We start from the raw sequence: 19,284 nt of genomic DNA on the forward strand, positions 1-19,284 counted from the left end.
TACTAAATCAGGAGGTTTTACTAATGAACATTCCAAAAGTAAACATATCTTTTCGTAAACTTAAAGCAGATGTTGTTTCCTCCAGTGAAGCGGACGGCCTGCTCACTTTCCACTATACGATTTGCCCGGATGCATCTGCAAAGGATTCTTTTCCAGAACGCTTCCAGCTTTCTTCCTCTTCTCTTCCCTATATCCGCCTTCGTATGACATTCCCGGCTCTCGGGATCATCGGCACCTGGATGGCAGATTCCGGTTTTTCAAAAAATCTCCGGGCAGACTGGGCTCCCGGACAACAAATCAATCTGAGTCATTCTGCTCCTGTGGTCTGCTTCTTCAATGGAAATGACCAGAACTGCCTGACTCTGGCGCTTAGTGAGGCAGCCCGTGATGTTCTTCTTTTTCCTGGTATCCACGAAGAAAATGGGGAAATGCTTCTGGAAGCCGCCGTTCTTCTCTCTGAGCCGCTTTCAGAGGAATACCATCTTTCGATCCGACTGGATACCCGCACACTTCCTTTCTATGAATCACTGAAAGAAGTTTCCAACTGGTGGGACAGTGTATCTTCTGACGCTCCAATGAAGGTTCCTGCAGAAGCCCGGATTCCCATGTACTCCACCTGGTACTCCTATCATCAGGATATCTCCGATGAAGCTCTTTCCAGAGAATACGGTCCGGCAGAAACTCTTGGTATGAAAGCTGTGATCATCGACGACGGTTGGCAGACCTCTGACAATAACAGAGGCTACGGCTACTGTGGTGACTGGGAAAACACACCGGATAAATTTCCGGATTTTGCCGCCCATGTGAAAAAGATCCATTCCCACCATATGAAATGCCTGCTCTGGTACAGTGTTCCTTTTATCGGCCGTTATTCCCGTATCTGGAATCGTTTTTCTGAAAAGCTGCTTCATTATGACGAAGAGCTGCACTGTGGCACTCTGGATCCTCGTTATCCGGAGGTTCGTGAATATCTGGTTTCTGTTTTTGAAAAAGGTATGAAGGAGTGGAATCTGGATGGTTTTAAGCTGGATTTCATCGACTCCTTCCGCTCTTATCCGGATACCCCCGCTTATTCCGACACCATGGATTATTCCGAAATCCAGGACGCTGTCTATGCTCTGATGTTGGAGATTTCAAGAAGGCTGCAGAAGCAGAACCCTTCTCTTCTCATTGAGTTCCGTCAGAATTATATCGGGCCCAGGATGCGCCGGTTCGGTAATATTTTTCGTGTGGGAGACTGCCCCTTATCCGGTATCAGCAACCGGGTAGGAATCACTGACTTAAAGCTCATCAGTGGAAACACTGCCGTTCATTCTGATATGCTCATGTGGCACAGGGACGAGAAGCCAGAAGATGTAGCAATTCAGCTTATTAATAACATCTTTGCGACTCTGCAGATCTCCGTACATTTAAATGAACAGACCACGGAGCAAAAAAAAGTTCTGGCTCATTATCTGAACTTCTCCACCAAATACCGTGAAGTTCTTCAGTGTGGAGATTTCCGTGCGCATGCTCCACTGGCTCTTTATCCACTCCTGGAATCATGCAAAGACCAGATATGGATCTCGGCCTCTTATAAGGAAAATCAAATCATCCCCAGTCCGGATCCTGCTTCCTATAGAGAAACCATTTTTCTCAATGGAACAAAAACCCCGGAACTTACACTCCGTTTCTCCGCTCCAGGTGTCTTTCTCATCAGAAAACTGGATTGTTTCGGAGAAATTGTGCATGAGGAAACAAAAGCACTTACAGCCAGTGTTCATACCTTTCAGGTAAGTCAGGGAGGTGCTCTTTTCCTCTATCCTTCCGGAGCATCGAAATCCGATGTCGCTATTCACTCATAAATACGATTGCTTAACGTTCTGTACACTTGAAGCAACGAAAAGATTCTTCTGCATGCAAGCCATAAAAAAAGGCTGTCGCCCGACAAAGATTTTGTCGGTACGACAGCCTTGATTTTTGTTTTTTTGATCTGATCAATTCCCACTCAGATATTTCTCAATTTCCTTCATGGCTTCTTCTTCGTCTGTTCCATTGGCGGAAACTACAATACTGTCGCCATAATTCAGCCCCAGAGTCATCATTCCCATAATGCTCTTCGCATTTACATGGCGCTCTTCACTTTCCACATAAATCTCACTGTCATACTGGCTGGCCACCTGTACAAGCAGTGCCACCGGACGTGCCTCAAGACCGTTTCTGATTTGGATCATCACTGGTTTCTTAATCATAATATTACTCCTCCTTACTTCCTCTCAGCGTTTCCGCCAAATTACTTAGTTTTCTTAATCTATGGTTGACTCCTGATTTTCCAATGGGTGGGTTATGCATAAGCCCAAGCTCTTTTAAAGATGCGTCGGGATTTTCCAGACGAATCCCCGCTGTCTCCAAAAGTTCCTCTGACAGTTCCGAAAAACTGCCCGCTGTCTTCAGAAACTCAATATCCTCAATCTGTTTGACCGCTGCACTGACTGTTTTATGAATATTGGCAGTCTCGCAGTTGACTTTTCGATTTACGGAATTTCTCATTTCTTTAAAGATACGTACATTTTCCAGATCCATCAGTGCGACATGTGCTTCCATAACATTCAACAAATCTACGATCTGCGCACCTTCTTTTAAGTATACCACAAAATATTTCTTTCGGCACACTATTTTTGCATCCATATCAAAGCTGTCTATGAGCTCCTGGATCTGTCTTGCCTTGCCTTCTGTGGAACAGACAATCTCAAAATGATAAGCTTTCTTCGGATCACTCATGGAACCGGTGCTTAAAAAAGCTCCCCGGATAAATGCCCGTTTACAGCATGTCCGCTGCAGCAGGATATTATCCGCCGCTGTCAGGTTTTCCCGGATCTCCATGTGTCCGTCGATCAGCTTCAGTGCCTGGAGCACACGCAGAGCATCCTCATGTCCTGGTACCAGGATCGTATAGATCCTGGTCTTCTGAGGCTTCTGATGCTGCCGAATAGAGATCTCCGGTTCTATATTAAATATTTTTTGCAATAATGTAAAGCATTTTCTCGCCACAGGCAGACTGTCTGTCTGGATTTTTACCCGGTAACGGTCGCCGCTAGTGATCACCACTCCGCCGCACATACCCATGATCGCTGCCAGTTCCGCGATCTGGCAGTGCCTGGCCGTGCTGACCTTCTGTGAAAGTTCCTCTTTTATTTCTCCGGAAAATGACATTTCCTTCACCTCGACACATCCCGGTGTTCCAGCCGGACTCCATACTCCGGGCAGTTGCTCAGAGCTTCAAAAAGCTTGTTTGCCAGAGTCACCGAACGGTGTTTGCCGCCCGTACAGCCAATACCGATGACCAGCTGGTTCTTTCCTTCCAGTATATAATTGGGAATGAGAAATTCCAGCATATCTACCAGCTTGTCCAGAAACGTATGGGAAAGCTCATATCCCATAACAAAATCCTGTACCTCTTTATCATTCCCAGTCTTGTATTTCAGTCCCTCTACATAGTAGGGATTGGGAAGGAAACGAACATCAAATACCAGATCGCAGTCACTTGGAATCCCGTATTTGAAACCAAAGGACAGTACCGTGATCATCAGGTTCTTAAAGTTCTTCTCTCCTGCAAAGATCTGTTCCAGAGCTTTTTTCAATTCTCTGGTAAGAAGCTGGCTGGTATCCAGAATATACGTGGCATTTTCTTTCAGATAAAGAAGCTTTTCCCTTTCCTGACGGATCCCGTCTTCCACACGCCCCTGCTTCGCCAGAGGGTGCGTTCTTCTTGTCTCTTTATAGCGTTTGACCAGAACCTCATCACTGGCTTCCAGATAAAGGATCTGATAGGCAACACCGGAGGCCTTCAGATGCTCCAGAACGGAAGACATCTCATCCAGAGAACGGCCATTCCGGATATCTACACCAACAGCCACCTGGCTGATATCGCTTCCGGGTGCATGGGCAAGCTCCGCAAATTTCGGAAGCAGAGCAATGGGAAGATTATCCACACAAAAGTATCCCATATCCTCCAGCATTTTCAGGGCTGTGGATTTTCCGGCTCCTGACATTCCGGTTACAATGACAAATTTCATTTAAATTCTCCCAACATCTTCACTTCCGGCTCCAGACGGACACCGAACTTTTCTTCCACACGGTCAGCCACTTCCTTCATCAGAAGCTGTACCTCTTCGGCAGTGGCACCGCCTTTGTTGATAACAAAACCGCAATGCTTCTCGGAAACCTGCGCTCCGCCGACAGAGAAGCCCCGAAGCCCTGTATCCATAATCAGTTTTCCTGCAAAATAGCCTTCCGGCCGTTTAAAGGTGCTTCCTGCACTCGGATATTCCACCGGCTGCTTGCTCACACGCTTTTCCTTCAACTCTTTCATCACGGAACGGATCTCGTTCTGATCGCCCTTTTTCAGGCGAAGAGCAGCTCCCAGAACAAAATAATGTTTCTTCTGGATCACACTGGTCCGGTATCCCAGCTCCAGTTCTTCTCCGGAAAGCCTTAAAAACTCTCCGTCCTCTGTCAGAACATCGCTCCAGAGGATGACATCCTTCATCTCTCCGCCATAAGCGCCTGCATTCATAACGACTGCGCCCCCCAGGGTTCCCGGGATACCGGAGGCAAATTCAAGCCCGGTCAGGCCCTGCTCCGCCGCCTGATTGGCCAGACGTACCAGAAGCGCTCCCGACTGGGCATAAATGGTTTCCTCTTCTATGATGATATCGGAAAAATTCTTAAACAGCTGAATGATAACGCCCCGGAACCCCTTGTCTCCCACCAGGAGATTGCTTCCATTTCCGAGAACAGCAAAGGGGATCTCTTCCTCTTTGCAAAGCCGGATCACCTGACGGATTTCCTCTTTCGTATGAGGTGTCACAAAATAATCTGCCGGACCGCCGATCCGAAAGGTGGTATGACGACTCATGAGCTCCTCTGTGACTACTTCCCCGCTGCCGGCTGCCCGGCGCAGGCGCTCCAATAAATTCTGATCACTTTTCATGTTTATTCTCCTGCCGCAAACGGGCAGACCTCTGCCCTGTGCGTTTTCATGACTCTCATCATACAACAACAAACGGATTTCTTCAAGTATAAAATTAAGAACGGCACTCCGAAGTCTACCGGAGTGCCATATCAGTTCTTTTCTGTTATCTATTCCTATGATTCTTCTTCAGAAAGAAGCTCTTCCGTTTCCTCTTCTTCCCTTTTTCTCACCGGAATCGCTGCTTCCATTCCTTCTTCAGCAGGAATCGGTATGAGACGCCGCTGATTTTCCAGAATCTGGGTCAGGAAAAACAGTGCCAGGCAGAGCACGCTTAAGATGGTGCCCTCCCAGAGTCCGGGAGCCGTATAATCCAGAGAGATTTCATGACTTCCCTCAGTAAGATCGATCCCGAGAAGTGCACGGCCCACGACATAGGTCTCTACTGTTTTTCCGTCTACCTTTACCTTCCAGCCTGTATCATAGGGAATGGAAAAGAGAAGCGTTCCGTCCTGATCCGCCTGGATCGTGCCGCGGATTTTTCCGTCAGTCACATAATAACGGCCGTCTTCACTGTCTGTCACCAGTTGGGAGGAAGCCAGTTTTTCATGAACCAGCTCATACTCCTCGTTGGAGCAGATATAGACATTGGCTGTCACACTGCCTTCCTGACCGTCACTGAACTCGCAGGTCACGGTGGCCAGCTCATCCTCATCAAAACAGCCAAGATCATACAGATGATCGTTGTATTTATCATAGGATTTCGTATAATCCGGCGTGGAGACCGTGATCTTTTCTGTCTTTCTGGTCACCTGCAGATAAGCCTGCATGCCTGCCGGGATCACAATGTCATAGCTTCCGCCGTCTGTCATCTCGATGCTCTGATTCAACGTATAAAGCGGTCCCTCATTGACTGCAAGGGCTACAAACTGATTCTGGACATCTGCTGCACTTCCGCTGTCAATATCCCAGTCCTTGATATCGGAATCCACCAGAAAACCGATGGAAAGCGCATTGTCATTGCGATAAAGAGCCAGTGGTTCTTCATAATCCACCTGTTCCATCTGATAAAGCCGATCCGTAATGGTCTTGGATTCCACATATTTGACACCGAAAATATCGTTAAAGAGTTTGGTCAGCCCAACGTAACCACTCTTGTTTGTCCTGGCCTCCATGCCAAGAGCCTTACAAAGATCTACGGTAGCTGCCGGCATCGTGGAAGAAAAAAGCATGACGCCGTCTCCTCCCATGAACATATCCGCATTTCTCATACGGGTGCTGTCGATATCACTCCGGTAGAAGCTGCTGCCGTCTTCATTTCTCGCCATCAGTTTTTCATAGGCGATCTGGTCATCCAGATACGTCTGACGGCTGACTGTCCCGTTCATGCAGACCCCGTAGACAGCGGTAGCCGTCATCTCCGCCACTCCAAGGAAGATCAGGACTTTTTTAAACAGCTGTTCTTCCCTTGCTTTTCTCACCAGCCCGTAAAAAAGAAGAAGAACTCCATAGACGGTAAGCAAAAGCTCCGTTGACAGATAAACGTAAAATTCCCGTTCGCCAAGCCCCGTCCACCAAGAATACCCGGTGAATGCCAACGGGACCGCAGCCGCAAGAAGCACTCTCGTACCGGAAAGATATCTGACGTGCCAGAGTGCCTGATGTGCCATGATAAGAAGCATGGCAATATAAAGGAAAGCAAAACGGTTCGGCAGACCGTTCTGGGTATGAAAACCGTGCCAGACGAAATTCAGCACATTCGTATCAAAGCTCAGAAACAGAAGGACGCAAAGTGCCGTCTTGGCGATCCGTTCCCGGAGGCTCACATATTGATCCAGAAGAAAGAGCACTGCCAGTACCAGGGTCAGTACGCCGCAGAAAGCGTTCAGCTCATACTGATGATCTGCAATGTTGATCGGATCCACAAAGGCAAACTGACTGGTCAGCTGAGACGCATCGTGAAGATAAAACTTCGGCGGCCACGGAAATTTGTTTTCCGCCGATTCGGTGATCCCCAGTCCCAGAAAAGCGGGAACCAGCATGATGGCCGCCATCCCGCCGGAAAGCAGTGCATACCAGCCAAACGTGAAGGCACTGGTGAAAAAGCTTTTTACCGTCAGTCCTTTCGCGCTGATCCACTGTACCAGCAGATAAAAGCAGGAAAACAGGCAGAGCATGAAACCGATGTAATAATTGCAGTACAGGGCATAAAAGAGGGAGACGCAGAACAGTTTCCCGTTTCCGCCTTTTACGATCCGTTCAATACCGAGCATGATCAGCGGCAGCATGGCAATGCTGTCAAACCACATGAGATTAAAATAATAACCGATCATGAAGCTGCTGAGTGCATACATCGTACCAAAGAGCACCGGGAAATAGCTTTTCCCTTTTTCCTTATAAGCCAGATACCAGCTGAAGGTGCCGCCGCAGAGTCCAAGCTTCAGGACGATAAAAAGTGCCATGACATCCATCATATTCCGCTTCGGGAAAAGAACCAGCAAGAAGTTCATCGGACTTGCCAGATAATAAGCGATGGTGGCCCAGAAATTAAAACCAAGACCACCTCCCATGGAATAGAGGAAGTTCTCGTTATTCACCAGCTTCTCATGAAATTCCGTAAAAAAAGGCAGATACTGATGAAGAGAATCGATGATCAGAACGCCATGGTCCCCAAAGGGATAGACCAGATTGACTGCAAAACTCACTGCCACCACAACAGCCGGAATCGCAAAGCCAAACGCCGCACACCGGCGGATGCGTTTTTCCTGAAGAAGCTCTTCCTGTGTAAGTTCCGTCTTTGTTTCTTTTTCTTTAAATACAAAGCATTTGCTGAACACATAGTTCAGTACCAGTACCACCACCTGGATCAGGAGTTTACCGATCATATCCGGTACACCAAATACACAGCAGAGGATCACCACGCCGAAAATCTCGATAAACATGGTACTTAACCGCATGCCGATGAATTGTCCGGCTTCCACCAGAAGCTCCCGTATTCCCCTGGTCCGACTCTCAAAGACAAAGAGCTTGTTCACCACATAGGCAAACAAAATAGACAAAGAAATGGAGAGAAAGTTGGCAACGGTAATATCGATTCCCAGAAAATGCCGGAAAGCAGCATAGGAAACCAGATTCACAAGGGTCGTGCATCCGCCGAAAAAGATATAGCGGATGGCCTGGTTCTGAAACAGTTTTTTTATCCAGTTTGTCATCTTGATACCTCTCTTACATACTGCTGCCATCCAGAAACATCACACAAATGTCTCCGGACAGCAGCAAAAACTGTTCTTAGTATACCTTCCTTCCTATTAAAAAGCAATTAGTTTTCCCTTAACTCTTTCTGAAGATGAAGTGAATAGAGGATCTTTTCCTTTACTTTCCGGCCGGTGAGCTGTTCCAGTGCTTCCGTATAATAATTCAGCTGCGGAGCATATTTCTGCAAAAGTTCCTCTTCCGCACCTTTTTCCACGCGGTCGGTCTTATAATCCACAAGGATCAGCCCGTCTGCTTCTTCAAAATAAGCATCCACCACACCCTGGATCAGAAGTGTGCGCTCCTTTTCCGCCTCCGGATAGACCCTGTCAGCCGGGATCGCATAAATAAAATGCTGTTCCCGGAAAAGACAGCCTTCCCGCTGCGCCTTCGCCATCCGTTTTCCAAGAGCTCCTCCTGCCAGCTTCCGGATCCTCCGGCAGTCAATACAGGCGGCTTCCTCTTCCGTCAGTCTTCCTTTGGCTTTCAGTTCCCTCAGCTGCTCTCTGACTTCCGCCAGGCTCTCCGCCCGGTTAAAGTCCAGATACTGCAGGAAAATATGATAGGCTGTTCCTCTGGCTGCTCCCCGGACAGGTGCTTTTTCTTTCAAAAACTCCGGAATGATCTCATCCACCTCCGGAAGAACCTCTTCCACGATCTCTGTACTTTCCGGGCTTTTGTTCATTTTTCTGGCATTCTCTGCCGGAACCAGCCAGTCAGTGCTCCAGTCCTTTTCTTCTTCCGGTCCGTTTTCGTAGAGAACCTCACTTTCCTCCTGAAGTTCTGTTTCGCTCTGCCGTTTCAGCTGGGAAACAGTCAGCTTGACCGGGATCCTCGGACCGTTCTTTTCTTCTTTCATGCGCTTTTCCAGGATCGCATGAAACTCTGGCTCATAGATCTCATCCGGCCGAAGCAAATTCAGCCATTGAAGATCCAGTGCTTTTTCCGCTTCCTGTGTGACACCGCCGGCCAGAAGCTCCTGTACCGTCACTCTCTGGAGGGAAAACGGCGTACTCCAGACCGGATCTTCTTCTTTCCGGAAGACCCGTTCATATCCAAGCTTTGTCAGAAAAGCCTCCGCACTTTCATATTTGAAAAGCACAGGCATCAGAAAATCGAGATAACCGCCGGCGCCGGAAAGCTTCTGATAGGAAAGGCCGTATTTCTGCGGAAATGCACTCTGACACCAGCGTTCCACTTTTTTCTCCAGACCGGAAACGGCGCCTGTCAGGATCAGTTTTTCCCTTGCACGGGTCAGTGCCACATAGAGCACACGGATTTCTTCTCCCAGATTGTCATCGTTGAGTTTTGCCTGGATACAGCGCTTGAAAAGAGTCGTCCGGCGGATCCGCAGCACAGGATCCACCATATCAAAACCAATGCCAAGATCTGCATCCAACACCATTCTGCTTCTGGTATCCATCCGGTTAAACTGCTTTTCCAGTCCACCAAGGAAGACGACCGGAAATTCCAGTCCCTTGCTTCTGTGGATGCTCATGATCTGGACAACGTTCCGGTTTTCTCCCAGACTCCTGGCTTCTCCGTAATCCACATCATATTTCTGAAGGTTTTCAATATAACGGATGAAATTGAAAAGCCCCCGGTAGCTTGTCTTCTCATAATCCCAGGCCTTCTGCACCAGCATGTTCAGGTTCTGGGCACGCTGTTCTCCCGCCGGCATCGCTGCCGCTTCTTCTGCATAGCCTGTCACATCAAAAAGATACCAGAGCAGTTCATGGATTGGCGTAAACGCCGCCTGCTGCCGGAAGTCCTCCAGCATTGCATAAAAATCCTGCAGTTTTTTGCAAAGCTTCTCATCCTCTCCGTTTTCCAGATACCAGCGGCAGCTCTCATGAAAGGTCTTTTCTTCTCCCGCGCTGCTCTTGATGAGAGCCGTTTCTTTTTTGGAGAAACCGCCGATAGAGGAGAGCAGCACCGCCGCCAGCGGAATATCCTGGCTGGAATTATCGATGATCTTGAGCAGAGATAAGACTACCTGTACCTCTCTGGCAGAAAAATATCCGCTTCTGGTACCTACGTAAACCGGGATTCCCATGGATTCCAGCACTTTTCCGTAACTCTCAGCAAAAGCAGCCGGAGAACGGAACAGGATCACGATATCCTTAAATTCCACTTTCCGCATGCCACCCGTGGTCTTATCAAAGATCTCTTCTTTGCCGACCATCCGTAAGATCCGCTGACCGGTCATCTCTGCTTCCAGTTCCCCCGGTGTCATCCGGAGCTGCTCCACCAGGCTTTCTTCTTCATCAAGATCCAGCAGAAGGAGCTCCGGCCGTTGAGCAAGCGGTTCCGTTTCCGGATAAACAGCGCCCGGATAAAGGGCGGTTTCTGCCGTATAAAGAATTTTTCCCGGATTTTCCCGCATGATCTCCCGGAAGATCTCATTGGTAAAGGCCAGGATCTCCCTGCGGCTCCGGAAATTCTGCTTCAGATCAATACGCTGGCAGTCCGAATCATCCAGCGTATAGGCTTCATACTTTTCCAGAAAAAGCTCCGGTCTTGCCAGACGGAAACGGTAAATGCTCTGTTTTACATCTCCTACCATAAAGATATTCCGTATTCCTTCATGGACTCTGGATACTGCCGTCAGAATGGCCTCCTGCACCAGGTTGCTGTCCTGATACTCATCGATCATGATCTCCCGAAAACGGCCGGAAAGCTCTTTTGCCGTATCCGTAGGCTTTCCTTCCTCATCCACCAGAATGGAAAGCGCCAGATGCTCCATATCGTGGAAATCACAGAGATTCCGTACCCTTTTTTCCTCCGTAAAGGCTTTGATAAAAGCAAGCGTCAGCTCCACAAGAACCTTCATGGGACGGCCTGCCGCCTGCATATCTTTAAATTCGGTTTCCGGAGTTTCTGCAAAATACTCTTCCTGAAGCGCTTTGATCTCCGTTTTTACTTCTTCCCGGATGGCTTTGACCTGGTTCTTCTTGTTTTCCCGGATCGTTTCATCCTTTTTGGACGAAAGTCTGGCCCATTTTTCCATGGAATGGATCGCCGTATAAAGCTCCCGGTAGGACGCTGCTCCCTTGAGTTTTTGAAAATTTTCAAGATCAGAAACGATCGCCGGTTCATAGATGTAGGGACCGCCCGGTTCTCCACAGATGACCAGTGCCGTCTCCAGCAGGGCTTCCAGATCTTCGATCCGTTCTCTTGCGGAAAGAAGCCAGCTTTCCAGCCAGGAAGACTGTTCAAATTCTTCCATGGTGGCAGCCGAATAGACTGCCAGGCATTCCTGCAGCCACTTTTCCGGATAGGGATGGCTCATGGAAAACTCGTAGAGCCGGAGGATCGAATCCTCCAGGATCTGATCATTCTTTCCTGTTGCCACACATTCTACAAAATGCCGGAATTCCGGACTTTCCTCCTCAAAACGGCTCTCCAGCAGTTCCTGTACCACCTGTGTCCTGAGAAGCTTTCCCTCTCCCTCATCCATGACCCGGTAATTCGGATCCAGACCAATGACATGAAAATAATTTTTCAGGATGTAGCTGCAGAAGCTGTCGATGGTGGTGATCTGGGCACTCTGGATCAGCGTAAGCTGCCGTGTCAGGTGCTCATCCTCTTCTCCTTCGGAAAGCTTTTTCTCAATGGCTGCATTCAGACGCTCCCGCATCTCTCCTGCCGCTGCCCGGGTAAACGTTACGACCAGGAGCTCATCAATATCCACAGGACGGACCGGATCGGAGATCAGGCTTAAAATCCTCTCAATGAGAACTGCCGTTTTTCCGGAGCCTGCTGCCGCAGAGACCAGAAGATTCCTGTTTCGAAGGTCAATGACCTTCTTTTGGTCAGGGGTCCAGTTCGTACTCATTTCATCTCCTCCTCAATCTTTTTCAGTGCTTCATCCGCGCTCAGCTCCTCTAACCGACGGAATTTCATATTTTTATCCTTTTGATCAAAACCACAGACGCTGCGGAATATGCAGTAATCGCAGGCCGTCTGGTTCTTTCTCTCATAAGGAAGCCGTTCTGCCCTTCCTTCCAGTATCCCGCTTCCGAGCTCCTGCATTTTCTTTTCCGCATAGGCAGACATGGCCGCAAACTGTTTTGTAGTAGCCGTGCGTGAGGCTTTTCCAAGAGAACCGTCCTTATTGACTGAAACAGGGATCACACTGGAGCTTCCACTTAAAAAGCGGTCCATGGAGCGGACGATCTCTTCCCTGCTGTTTACCAGGCCGTTGACCTTCAGTTCCTTCAGAAGCTGCTTCCGGATCTCTTCCGGATCCTCATCCCCGGAAAGTTCCAGCAGCGGATCTTCCACATGATAGTAAAAGATCCCCGCCGGGATCACCGGCTTTTCTTTTTTGGTCCGGCGTTCCAGTTCCAGAGCCGCATTTAAATAAACCATGAGCTGAAGCTGCAGGCCATAATAAAAGGCCGCCAGGTCAAATTTCGTGTTCCCGGACTTGTAATCCACCACTTTTACGAAAACTTCTTCCTCATTTTCACAGTAATCGATGCGGTCGATCCGGCCTTTGAGCTTCATTTTTGTATCATCCGGCAGATCCAGGTTGACGGCTTTCAGATTTTCAATGGCAGAAAAAGGCACCTCAAAGTTTCCCGGCTCAAACAGGCCGCTCCGGATCTGAAGCAGCAAGGCCCAGATCGTCCGTCCCATGATCCGGCGAATCCGTTTTATGGCATAGGCACTCCGGCTGTCTTTCTTAAGTCCGGGACTCCGGATAAAGGCCGCCGCCTCTTCCACCGCTTCCTCGGTAAGCTTCTCCGCTTCTTCATCCGGCAGGTCAAACCAGGTCCAATCGCTTTTTTCCACCTTTTCCGAAAAAAGCTCCAGTGCCTTGTGGAAAAGATTTCCCATATCCACGGGAGCAAATTCCAGTGTCTCCCGTTCACTGAGCCGGAGTCCGTAACGCAGGAAATGTTCACAGGCGCAGGAAGCAAAGGTCTCCAGACGGCTCACACTGTTGGTCAGTATCGTGCCGTAAAGAGCTTTTGCCGCCTCTCTTCCGATACCGGAGTCCTGCTCTCCTGAAAAAGCCGCCTGAAGAAGGCGATCCACTTTTTCTTTCCATTCGGGATTCTTCCGGTACCAGAGATAAAGCTCCTGAAATTCCGGTGAAAACTCTCCGTTTTTCAGCTTTAAAAGTCCTTCTGTCAGGCAGGAAAGTCCATTCTCAGGTGTCCATACTCTCTTTTTAAAGGACCGGTCCTCATCTTCATCGGTCACCGTCAGCTTCAGAAAAAGCTTCTGCAGCCGCCCCACTACATAGGAGGGCCGCATGGCTTTTCCTTCCTGATCTGCCTTTGCCATAGTCAGATACAGTCTCCTGGAAGGCTTGGTGAGATGAAGATAGAGATAAAAGCGTTCCACAAAGCTGTTTTCCCGTATGCCAGGAGCCAGTGTCACGCCCTGATCGGACAGAAAACTTCGTTCTTCTTCCGAAAGAATACCGCTTCCTTTACCGGAAGAAGGAACGATTCCTTCATTGAGTCCCAGAAAGATCAGTACCTGAATATTTTTCAGACGGGTACGTTCCATATCTCCCACCAGAACTTCATCCAGAGACGGCGGGATCAGCCCCACCCGGCTGTCTTCAAAACCGGCTTCCAGAAGTTCCTTATAATCCTTCAGACTGATGATCTCGTCGCCCAAAAATTCCACCATTTTGTCAAACAGGCTGATGACCGTACCGTAGATCTGATGATACACCTTTGCCTCGTCCATTTTACCCTGTTTTTCAAAATTCTCCTCCATTACGGCAAGCTTCTGCTGAAGCTTTTCGCCGGCAATGAAGCGATACAGGCTTTCCGTCCGCTGACGCACGGTGAGCTTTTTTCCACGCATGGCTTCACAATAGACTTCCGTTTTTTCCAGAAAAACCTCACGGAAGGCATTCAGCCGCGGCAGATCATCTCCGGAAAAGCTTCTGGTCTCCTGCGTCCATTCTTTTTTCCACTTAGAATATCCCCGGATCCCGGCTGCCAGGACATAGTTTTCCACATCATCCAGACTCTCCTGGTGAATGTCCAGAAGACCACAACGAAGAAAACGAAAGACGGTTTCATAGCTGAAATCCCGGATCAGCATTTCCAGAGCCGCTTTTATAAATTCCAGAAAAGGATTCAGCAGAACCCGCTTCGTTTCATCGATAAAACAGGGGATCCCGTATTTTGGAAAGATCCTGCGGATCTCCCTTGCATACGTCTCCATATCACCACTAATCAGGGCAATCTCCCGGAACGCAAGTCCTTTTTCCTGTCTGAGCGAAAGAATGGTGCGGGCTGCAAACTCCGCCTCTTCCCGTGGATCCGCACACGCATGGATCGAGATTTCTTCCGACGGATCTTCCGGATAAGAGCTTCCGCCTGCAAAAAAGCTTTTCCCCGTACGGAACAGATGGCTTTCCAGAAAAGCAAGTGCCGGCCGTCCTTCAAACCGCCGGACGCCTCTCCTTCCGAGAATGACCGGCTCCAGAAGCTCAGTCCCCGTTTCTTTACAAAGGTTCGTAAGGCTCTGTATGGTCTTCTGGCTGAGATAAAAAAGCTCATGCATCTTTCCCTGTCTTCCCCAGTCCGTGCGGGGATCAACGGTCACAGTCACCTGAATTTTTTTTGCCAGCGGAAGAAGTTTTTTCAGTAAGGCAAGCTGGATCGGGGTAAAGCCTGTATAACCGTCCAGTGCAATGGTACAGCCGGAAAGAAGCCGTGATTCTCCGGCATGCTCTGCCAGCACCTCAAGCAGTTCTTCTGCCGTCACATACTCTTTTGCCATCTGTTCCTGAAAGGCATGATAAAGGATCCCGATGTCTTTCCATTTATAATAAAGCCTTGGCTGATCTTTCAGGCTTTCCAGGATCCCGTCCATAGTTTCCGGTTCGATCCGGTACTGGGCCAGCTCTGAGATCATGGATTTTACCTGGCTGATATAGCCGTTTTTCTCCATACTTCCGCCTAAAAGCGTGAGCTCTTTTCTGTGTTCCATGGCAGCCCGGCGGATCACCAAATTTTTTCCGGTCTCTTCCAGGATCCGTCTCCGGTCAGCTCCCAGATCCTCCAGAACACGGAGTGCCAGACGCTGAAAGCTCAACACGTCAATATTTAAGATTCCTTTTCGCGGATGCAGCTCGGTCAGATTTCTCTGGATCTCCATGGTAAACTGCTCCGGTACCAGAATCAGAAAATTTTCTTTCGGGGCAGCCAGGGATTCCTTGATCACCGTCTCATAAAGATAACGGGATTTTCCGCTTCCTGAACTTCCCAGGATAAACTGAAGGGGCATAAATCTCTCCTTGTGAAAGAAGAGCCTTACCGGCAGACTTGCCGATAAAGCTCTTTTCTTCCTTGCTGTTATTTCGTGAGCTGTGCCAGGCGCTCTTTCACCTGAGCCATCATCTCCGTATATTTGGTCAGTTTCGCTTTTTCTTCATCGATCTTAGCCTGCGGCGCCTTGCTGATGAACCGTTCGTTGTTCAGCATGCCGTTGGAACGTGCGAGTTCCTTGGTGAGACGCTCTGCCTCTTTTTCCAGACGCTCGATCTCTTTCTCGATATCCACCAGTTCTGCAAACGGCATATAGATCGTTGCTTTATGGATCACTGCAGAAACCGCATCCTCATCGATGCCTGTTTTGTCTGCCTGTACCGTCACATCGCTGGCATATCCCAGGGTTGCGAAGAATACTTTACCATTCTCAAAAATCTCCCGGACTGCCTCATCCTCAGATACAACGAAAACCTTCGCTTTCTTGCTGGGCGGTACATTCATTCCGGTGCGGACATTACGGATGGCACGAACAGCTTCCTTAATGGTCTCAATGGCTGTTTCATCCGCTGCAAAGTTCCAGGCCTCCTGATACTCCGGCCAGGATGCGATCATAATAGACTCTTCCTCCGGACGAAGGGTACAGTAGATCTCCTCGGTAAGGAAAGGCATATAAGGATGAAGAAGCTTCAGGGCATTGGAAAGAACGGTTTTCAGTGTCCAGAGTGCTGCAGCCTTGGTGGTATCCTCATCGTTGTAAAGACGGGGTTTCACCATCTCGATGTACCAGTCACAGAACTCTTCCCAGATGAAATCGTAAACCTTCTGAACTGCAATACCAAGCTCGTATTTATCCAGATTCTCCGTTACCTCTTTTGCCAGATGGTTGACCTTGGAAAGGATCCATTTATCTGCACTGGTCAGGTTATCGAGATCCATTTCTGCCGGAACATCCGCTTTTTCCAGATTCATCATAATGAAACGGGATGCATTCCATACTTTGTTGGCAAAATTACGGCTTGCTTCTACTCTGTCCCAATAGAAACGCATATCGTTACCCGGTGCGTTTCCTGTCATCAGCGTCAGACGAAGGGCATCTGCGCCGTATTTATCGATCACCTCCAGAGGATCGATACCGTTTCCAAGAGATTTACTCATCTTTCTTCCCTGGCTGTCACGTACCAGTCCGTGGATCAGTACGTGGTGGAACGGAACCTCTCCGGTCTGTTCCAGAGAAGAAAATACCATACGGATAACCCAGAAAAGAATGATGTCGTAACCGGTTACCAGTACATCTGTGGGGAAGAAGTAGTCCAGATCCTCTGTTTTATCCGGCCATCCCAGTGTGGAGAAGGGCCACAGGGCAGAGGAGAACCAGGTATCCAGCGTATCCTCATCCTGTTTGAAATGTGTGCAGCCACATTTCGGACATTTATCCGGTGCGCCGCCGCGTCTTACAACAACTTCTCCGCACTCGTCACAGTAATAAGCCGGGATCCGATGGCCCCACCAGAGCTGACGGGAAATACACCAGTCATGGATATTCTCCAGCCAGTGGAAATACGTCTTGTCGAAACGCTCCGGAACAAACTTCAGTTTACCGGATTTTACTGCCTCGATAGCCGGTTTTGCCATCTCTTCCATTTTTACGAACCACTGCTGTTTGATCATGGGCTCTACTGTCGTATGGCAGCGGTCATGTGTTCCTACCGCATGGGTGTGGGGAACAACTTTTACCAGGAGGCCCTGGGCTTTCAGGTCTTCTACCATGGTTTTTCTGGCATCGTAACGATCCATACCGGCATATTTTCCGCCTTTTTCATTGATGGTTCCATCATCATTGAGGATGTTGATCTCCTCCAGATTGTGACGTTTTCCTACCTCAAAGTCATTGGGGTCATGAGCCGGTGTGATCTTTACGCAGCCGGTTCCGAATTCTTTGTCTACATAGAAGTCACCAACCACCGGGATTTCACGGTCTGTCAGCGGCAGCTTCAGCATTTTTCCGATGAGATGCTGGTAACGCTCATCATCCGGATTGACAGCTACTGCCGTATCACCAAGCAAGGTCTCCGGACGGGTTGTCGCGATCTCTACAAATTTACCCTCCTCACCTACGATGGGATAATTGATGTGCCAGAAGAAACCATCCTGATCCTCATGCTCTACCTCAGCATCGGAAATGGAGGTCTGGCAGACCGGACACCAGTTGATGATACGGGAACCTTTGTAAATATAGCCTTTCTCATAAAGGCGTACAAAAACTTCCTCTACGGCTTTGGAACAGCCCTCATCCATGGTGAAACGCTCTCTGTCCCAGTCAGCGGAGGAACCCAGCTTATGCAGCTGATTGATGATCTTTCCGCCGTACTCTTCTTTCCAGGCCCAGGCATGTTTGAGGAATTCCTCACGACCGATCGCTTCTTTGTCAATACCCTGCTCACGCAGTTTCTCGGTAACCTTTACCTCTGTGGCGATGGCTGCATGGTCTGTTCCCGGCTGCCACAGTGCGTTGTAGCCCTGCATTCTCTTATAACGGATCAGGATATCCTGCATGGTGTTATCCAGTGCGTGACCCATATGCAGCTGACCGGTTACATTTGGCGGCGGCATCACAATGGTAAATGGTTTCTTGCTTCTGTCTACTTCTGCATGAAAATATTTTTTGTCCAGCCATTTCTGGTAAAGACGGTCTTCTATGCCCTTTGGATCATAGGTTTTTGCCAGTTCTTTGTTCATGGGATTCTTTCCTTTCGTTTTGGTGGGCTGTGAGGAAATGTGGAGGGAGAACCGCCGGCATGCGGTACACTTCGGTTTTGCTTTGCAAAACCTCAGTCGCGGGCGTCGCCCTATCAAAAGCCATTCAAACGTGCAAAAATCTGCAAGCAGCTTTTGCACGCTCGCATGGCTTTCGGCATTGCTCATGCCTAACGCGCAAAAAGAAAAGCCCTCTGCACACAGTTTGTGTGCAAAGGGCGAATGTCTCGCGGTACCACCTTTTCTTATGCTTGTCTTTCTCGCATATCTCAGGGATCTTTTAACGTGGATCGGACGGGAAGACTTACTGCAACGTTCAGCCTGCCGGTTCAAAAGCTACCTTCCATACCTGCTTTCCTTCAGATTCCTCTCAGCCTGTCGGGAATCTCTCTCTGGCGGTGCTCTGGTATGTACTCCTCTTTCTCACAACCTTTTTCTTTTTTCGCTATAGTCTGTATCATAGCCGAGGATTTTTCATTTGTCAAGAGGGAGTTTTCATCAGTCCTTCGATATACGCCCAGATCTCATCTCTTCCCTGCTTGGTCTCGGCAGAGAAAGGAATGATCACAGTCCCCGGTTTGACGCCGAGACCGGTCCGGACCAGCTTTAGCTGTTTCTGGGTCTGGCTCCGTTTGATCTTGTCCAGTTTGGTGGCGATGATCACAGGATCAAAACCGTTGCTTACGATCCAGTCATACATCAGCTTATCGTTGGCAGACGGCTCATGACGGATATCGATCAGCAGAAAAACGGCTTTCAGCACGGAAGATTTGTGAAGATAATTCTCGATGAGCTTTCCCCACTTTTCCTTTTCTGTCTGAGAAACCTTTGCATAGCCGTAGCCCGGAAGATCCACCAGATAGACTTCATCATTGACATTGTAAAAATTGATGGTCTGGGTCTTGCCCGGCTGGGAACTGGTACGCGCCAGAGCCTTCCGGTTCATAAGGGCATTTATCATGGAAGATTTTCCTACGTTGGATTTTCCGGCAAAGGCCACCTCCATACGCTCGTTTTTCGGAAGGGGGCTTGTAATACCGCAGACCGTTTCCAGTGTCACATTTTTTATAATCATAA

10 protein-coding genes and 1 other annotated feature are annotated in these 19,284 nt (G+C 48.8%); of the genes, 1 reads left to right on the forward strand and 9 read right to left on the reverse strand.

The window, feature by feature from the left end:
* The first annotated feature begins 23 nt into the window (after nucleotides 1-23).
* The gene (locus DXA57_RS02495) at nucleotides 24-1,844 is read left to right on the forward strand and encodes a glycoside hydrolase family 36 protein (RefSeq protein WP_117764314.1); all 1,821 of its coding nucleotides are present in this window, start codon (nucleotides 24-26) and stop codon (nucleotides 1,842-1,844) included.
* Nucleotides 1,845-1,976: 132 nt separating this feature from the next.
* Here DXA57_RS02495 and DXA57_RS02500 read toward each other — a convergent pair whose 3' ends face one another.
* From DXA57_RS02500 to yihA, 9 genes are all read right to left on the reverse strand, one after another.
* Entirely contained in the window at nucleotides 1,977-2,231 is a 255-nt protein-coding gene (locus DXA57_RS02500; protein WP_117764315.1) for an HPr family phosphocarrier protein, read from the reverse strand.
* A gap of 4 nt (nucleotides 2,232-2,235) precedes the next feature.
* Complete coding sequence (gene whiA / locus DXA57_RS02505; RefSeq protein ID WP_117764316.1) at nucleotides 2,236-3,192, reverse strand: DNA-binding protein WhiA; 957 nt, start codon at nucleotides 3,190-3,192, stop codon at nucleotides 2,236-2,238.
* A gap of 5 nt (nucleotides 3,193-3,197) precedes the next feature.
* Nucleotides 3,198-4,055, reverse strand: a complete 858-nt coding sequence (rapZ, locus tag DXA57_RS02510; protein WP_117764317.1) for an RNase adapter RapZ — start codon at nucleotides 4,053-4,055, stop codon at nucleotides 3,198-3,200.
* A complete protein-coding gene (gene murB, locus DXA57_RS02515; RefSeq protein WP_117764318.1) occupies nucleotides 4,052-4,972 on the reverse strand; it encodes a UDP-N-acetylmuramate dehydrogenase in 921 nt (306 codons plus the stop codon). Before murB ends, rapZ begins: the two co-directional genes overlap by 4 nt.
* Before the next feature lie 155 nt (nucleotides 4,973-5,127).
* Nucleotides 5,128-8,163 carry a GtrA family protein gene (locus tag DXA57_RS02520; RefSeq protein ID WP_158571216.1) on the reverse strand — a complete coding sequence of 1,012 codons (3,036 nt, stop codon included), beginning with the start codon at nucleotides 8,161-8,163 and terminating at the stop codon, nucleotides 5,128-5,130.
* A 107-nt stretch (nucleotides 8,164-8,270) separates the two neighbouring features.
* Complete coding sequence (addA, locus tag DXA57_RS02525) at nucleotides 8,271-12,041, reverse strand: helicase-exonuclease AddAB subunit AddA (RefSeq protein WP_117764320.1); 3,771 nt, start codon at nucleotides 12,039-12,041, stop codon at nucleotides 8,271-8,273.
* Nucleotides 12,038-15,469 (reverse strand): helicase-exonuclease AddAB subunit AddB, encoded by a 3,432-nt coding sequence (gene addB, locus DXA57_RS02530; protein ID WP_117764321.1) that lies wholly within the window; start codon nucleotides 15,467-15,469, stop codon nucleotides 12,038-12,040. Before addB ends, addA begins: the two co-directional genes overlap by 4 nt.
* Before the next feature lie 68 nt (nucleotides 15,470-15,537).
* Entirely contained in the window at nucleotides 15,538-18,189 is a 2,652-nt protein-coding gene (locus DXA57_RS02535) for a valine--tRNA ligase (protein WP_117764322.1), read from the reverse strand.
* A 229-nt stretch (nucleotides 18,190-18,418) separates the two neighbouring features.
* Nucleotides 18,419-18,643: a binding site (T-box leader), on the reverse strand.
* 45 nt (nucleotides 18,644-18,688) lie between these two features.
* Nucleotides 18,689-19,282 (reverse strand): ribosome biogenesis GTP-binding protein YihA/YsxC, encoded by a 594-nt coding sequence (yihA, locus tag DXA57_RS02540; RefSeq protein WP_117764323.1) that lies wholly within the window; start codon nucleotides 19,280-19,282, stop codon nucleotides 18,689-18,691.
* Nucleotides 19,283-19,284 lie beyond the last annotated feature (2 nt).

The organism is Blautia sp. OF03-15BH (assembly GCF_003463065.1).
GTDB lineage: Bacteria > Bacillota > Clostridia > Lachnospirales > Lachnospiraceae > Limivivens.